The 3,476-nt window shown below is 62.6% G+C and carries 4 protein-coding genes; 1 reads left to right on the forward strand and 3 read right to left on the reverse strand.

Annotated features, from left to right (window positions below; all coding sequences use genetic code 11):
- The 3 genes from EN993_RS33030 to EN993_RS33040 all read right to left on the reverse strand — a co-directional run.
- The coding region (locus EN993_RS33030) for an ankyrin repeat domain-containing protein (protein WP_164757969.1) at nucleotides 1-353 on the reverse strand (353 nt) is incomplete at its 3' end.
- A gap of 163 nt (nucleotides 354-516) precedes the next feature.
- On the reverse strand, nucleotides 517-1,167 hold the full coding sequence (locus EN993_RS33035) for an FMN-binding negative transcriptional regulator (RefSeq protein ID WP_127265968.1): 651 nt from the start codon (nucleotides 1,165-1,167) through the stop codon (nucleotides 517-519).
- 21 nt (nucleotides 1,168-1,188) lie between these two features.
- Entirely contained in the window at nucleotides 1,189-1,863 is a 675-nt protein-coding gene (locus tag EN993_RS33040; RefSeq protein WP_013532163.1) for an alpha/beta hydrolase, read from the reverse strand.
- Nucleotides 1,864-2,102: 239 nt separating this feature from the next.
- Between EN993_RS33040 and EN993_RS33045 the strand changes: the two genes are divergently transcribed.
- A complete protein-coding gene (locus tag EN993_RS33045; RefSeq protein ID WP_127265970.1) occupies nucleotides 2,103-3,266 on the forward strand; it encodes a cysteine desulfurase family protein in 1,164 nt (387 codons plus the stop codon).
- Nucleotides 3,267-3,476: the final 210 nt, after the last annotated feature.

Genomic DNA, 3,476 nt, shown 5'->3' on the forward strand with positions numbered 1-3,476 from the left:
GGATTCCCCTTGGGCGCCCCCGGAATTCCATCGGCCGCGTAGTGAAGCGGCGTCGCCCTCCGTCGGTTTCCCGCCGTGACGTCTGCGCCAAGGCCGATTAGCGCGCGCGCGACCTCAGGCCAATGGGCCGCCGCCGCGACGTGAAGCGCAGTGTCGCCAGCATAAACGTAGTGCTTGATCTCGGTCAGAAAGAGATCTGTCGCCGCGCCCATCGCGCCCTCTTTCAGGGTCGCCTTGGCGAGGGCAGGAAAGGCGTTCAGCAAGCCAAACACCACCGTGCCGTCAGCCGATGCGATCGCCTTCATCAGGCGCACGAGTGCAGCGTCATCAATCATCGCCTGCTTCGAGTCCACGGTTCGGAATTGGCGGCGAAGTGTACCTCCGGCAACGGCGGCTCACCACCCTCCCCAGAATTTCGTTGGGTTCGCTCGCCGGCAAAACCTCGACGCGTCGATGCCGATCTACGGAGATCGATGGAGGAGCGTCACACCGGGTACCACGCGTCAGATCTTGACACTAATTGCCGTCCAGACCGCCATAGGACCTCACCAGGCCGGCCATGTCGGGCGACGAATGCTGCTCGCTTTCGAGCCCTTGTGCAACGCCGACGCGATCGGCGACCGGCCGGTTCTGGCTGACCTTCCACTTGCCGTGGATTTCGCTGATCTCGATTTCCAGCCCGATAATGCCCTTGATCTGCGACTGGATGAACGGCGCCGGCGCATCGGTCACCGCCCAGGGTGCCTCGCGAGCGCCTTCCTGGGATACGGTCAGATCGGCGATCTGCTGCGCCAGCCAGTCCTGGTCATCCATCACCTTGACGGTGCCGCGAACCTGCACGATGGCATAATTCCAGGTCGGCACCACCTTGCCGGTTTCGCGCTTGGTCTCGTACCAGGATGGCGTCACATAGGCATCGCTGCCCTGGAAGACGATCAGCACGGGTGAAGCCGGATTGTCGGCCAGCAGGCGCCATTGCGGATTGGCCCGCGCCAGATGGGCGCGCAGCCTGCCGTTCGGCCCAATTTCGGCGTCGAGCAGGAACGGGATGGCGTTGGCGACCGGCCCCTCGGGCCCGTTGGAAACCAACAGGCCCAATGGATGCGTCCGGATCAACCCGTGTAGGATTTCCGGCCGCGTTTCCCTGAACTGAGGAGGTTCGTACATCGCTGTCCCAGCTTTCTTTGCTTATCTCAGCCGCTTCGGCCGCGGATCCGACAATTCGCCGGCCAGCCGGCGGTCGAGATAGTCGGCACATTCCTCGAGCAGCAGGTCGGCGTCGTTGGAGAAGAAATGGTTGGCGCCAGGCAAGGTCTTCTGCGTGATGGTGATGCCCTTTTGCGTGTGCAGTTTGTCGACCAGGCCCTGCACATCCTTTGGTGGCGCGACCTTGTCGGCATCGCCATGGATAATCAGGCCCGATGACGGGCAGGGCGCCAGGAACGAGAAATCATAGGTGTTGGGCTGCGGCGCGATCGAGATGAAGCCTTCGATCTCGGGACGGCGCATCAGAAGCTGCATGCCGATCCAGGAGCCGAAGGAGTAACCGGCAACCCAGCAGCTCTTGGAATCCGGATGCAGCGACTGCACCCAGTCGAGGGCTGCGGCGGCATCCGACAACTCGCCAGTGCCGTGATCGAACTCGCCCTGGCTGCGGCCGATGCCGCGGAAATTGAAGCGAAGCGTGGTGAAATCCCGCTTCTGGAACATATAGAAGAGGTCGTAGACGATCTTGTTGTTCATCGTGCCGCCGAACTGGGGGTGCGGGTGCAGGACGATGGCAATCGGCGCGCTCTTTTCCTTGGAAGGCTGGTAACGTCCCTCCAGACGGCCGGCAGGACCGGTGAAAATGACCTCAGGCATGAAATACTCCACTTGGGTATACGAATGCGCGGCGCCCGGAACGTGTCTTCCTCTGGCCTTGACGCAGGGCGAGCGTCTTCTTAGAAGCTAGTTTAGAATTGTTCAAAACTGAGTGGCAAGACATCGAGCCCGGCCACCCGCGCCGCAAGCCGCGTAAATAGGACGGCTCGCCTTGGAATTTCAAGGAAATAACGCGATACGTCGGCGGAATGGCTTCTGACGGGACCAACTGGACGAAAATGGCCGCAATACGCGCCTATCTCGACTATAATGCCAGTGCGCCGCTGCTTGCCGCGGCCCGCGAGGCTATGGTCGCAGCGCTTGATGTCGCCGCCAACCCGTCATCGGTCCACGCCGAAGGGCGCGCCGCACGCCGCCTGATCGAGACCGCCAGGCGTGACGTTGCGGCACTGGTCAACGCCAAGCCGGAGCATGTCGTTTTCACCTCCGGCGCGACGGAAGCCGCCTCGACGCTGCTGACATCAGACTGGCAGATGGGGCGTGGTACTGTGCGCATGAGCCGGCTTTACGTGTCCGAGGCCGACCATCCCTGCCTGTTGAATGGTGGGCGCTTTCCGGCAGCACAGGTTACGCGGATCGGCGTTGATGCCAATGGCATCGCCGATCTCGGCGCCCTGGTCGCGGCGCTCGGCCGCCATGACAAGGCCGATGGCCTGCCGCTGGTCGCCATCCATGCCGCCAACAACGAGACCGGTGTCATCCAGCCGATCGATCGCATCGCTGAGATCGTCAAGGCTGCGGGCGGCATCCTCGTCGTCGACGCGGTCCAGGCCGCGGGCCGCGTATCGATCGACATGTCAGCGGATTACGCCGATTATCTGATTCTGTCCTCGCACAAGATCGGCGGCCCCAAGGGCGTCGGCGCCATCGTCACCGCTTCCGACCTGATGATGCCGAAGCCGCTGATCAACGGCGGTGGCCAGGAGAAGGGCCATCGCGGCGGCACTGAAAATCTCGCCGCCATTGCCGGTTTTGGCGCCGCGGCACGCGAGGCCCTGACCGGATTGCCGGCCATCGATGCGGTGCGCCAGCGCCGCGACGAGATCGAGGCCATCATGAAATTGCTGGTGCCGGACGCGGAAATCTTTGGAACCGGTTCGCCAAGGCTTGCCAACACGACATTCTTCGCTATTGCGGGCGTCAAAGCTGAAACCGCGCAGATCGCCTTCGATCTGGCCGGTGTGGCGTTGTCGGCCGGCTCCGCATGCTCGTCGGGCAAGGTCGGGCCGAGCCATGTTCTGAAAGCCATGGGCTACGGCGACAGTCTTGGTGCCTTGCGCGTGTCGATCGGACCGGCGACCGGCGCGGAAGACATCGAGTTATTTCGCGTTGCGCTGACTGGAATCGCCGCGCGTAGGGCGAGTAGAGAAAAAGCCGCGTAAGCGGTTGGACGAATTTGGGCCTTTCGGCCTGGTAGAGCCGTGCGTTTCGTGTTGGCCGGGTGAATTTCCGGTCGGGGCGCACTATATGGAACTTACGCTGCCGCGAGCGCTTCTTCGGCGTTCATTTTGGCGGTGCCATAGTTTGAAAACTGTCGGGCCTTGACCCCGGCGTGGATGGAGAACGCATATGCCTGCTGTGCAGGACACGAT

The organism is Mesorhizobium sp. M7D.F.Ca.US.004.01.2.1, assembly GCF_003997785.1.
Classification (GTDB): Bacteria; Pseudomonadota; Alphaproteobacteria; order Rhizobiales; family Rhizobiaceae; genus Mesorhizobium; species Mesorhizobium loti.